At 45.8% G+C, this 649-nt stretch carries 2 protein-coding genes; one reads left to right on the forward strand and one right to left on the reverse strand.

Going from position 1 to position 649, the window contains the following annotated elements; all coding sequences use genetic code 11:
• A partial coding sequence (locus tag A3763_RS28125; protein WP_068759918.1) for a hypothetical protein occupies positions 1–216 on the forward strand: 216 nt, incomplete at its 5' end.
• Here A3763_RS28125 and A3763_RS28130 read toward each other — a convergent pair.
• A partial coding sequence (locus tag A3763_RS28130; protein WP_197482769.1) for a hypothetical protein occupies positions 202–649 on the reverse strand: 448 nt, incomplete at its 5' end. The two genes, A3763_RS28125 and A3763_RS28130, sit on opposite strands and share 15 nt — an antisense overlap.

A 649-nucleotide genomic window follows, 5' to 3' on the forward strand; every position in this document is an offset into this window, starting at 1 on the left:
CGTGAAAGTGGTGTGGACTCTGACTTCATAGCCAAGTCTCTGTTAAGCTTAAATTACCGATTTGAGGTGTGGCAGAAAGTGGTAGATGCAGCAAAGCATTATCTGCACTCAGGTCAAGCCACGCACGAGCATGCGGTGCTGGTTAAGGCTCTAAGAGATGCAGAAGCAATCGACTCCCGCAATGAAGAGCATGAGCCGCCTCTAGGCTTGAGCTAGTTCGCTAAGCTTGCCAGCATTTTCAACGTTTTTTAGCTCAAGTTTCGCTAATTGTGGTGTGGATAAATCAATGCCCTCAATAATGGACGCCGTATATACCGCGTCATTCACGCGAAAGATTGTTCCCATCAAATGCTTTCGAATCGTTGCCGTAACTTTTGTATTTGGAATTCGATCAAGATAGATCCACAGCGTATATTCTAGTGCGTAATCACCCGCGTGCGTAAGTGCCCACTCGAATTGCCGGGTTTGGTTGATTTTAATATCGGGTTTTTCAAGGCAGTTTTCTTGCGCAAGGCTAAAAAACTTATCGATTTTCGCTTTGAAGTCTGCCAGCTGTTTTTGTCGTTCGTCTTTTGTTTTGCCATCAAATTCAGGGTAGCCAATGTTGTAGCTCAAGGCTTGGCGTACGCCATCAGTACTCGCTACGCGA

It is taken from the genome of Oleiphilus sp. HI0128 (genome assembly GCF_001635365.1).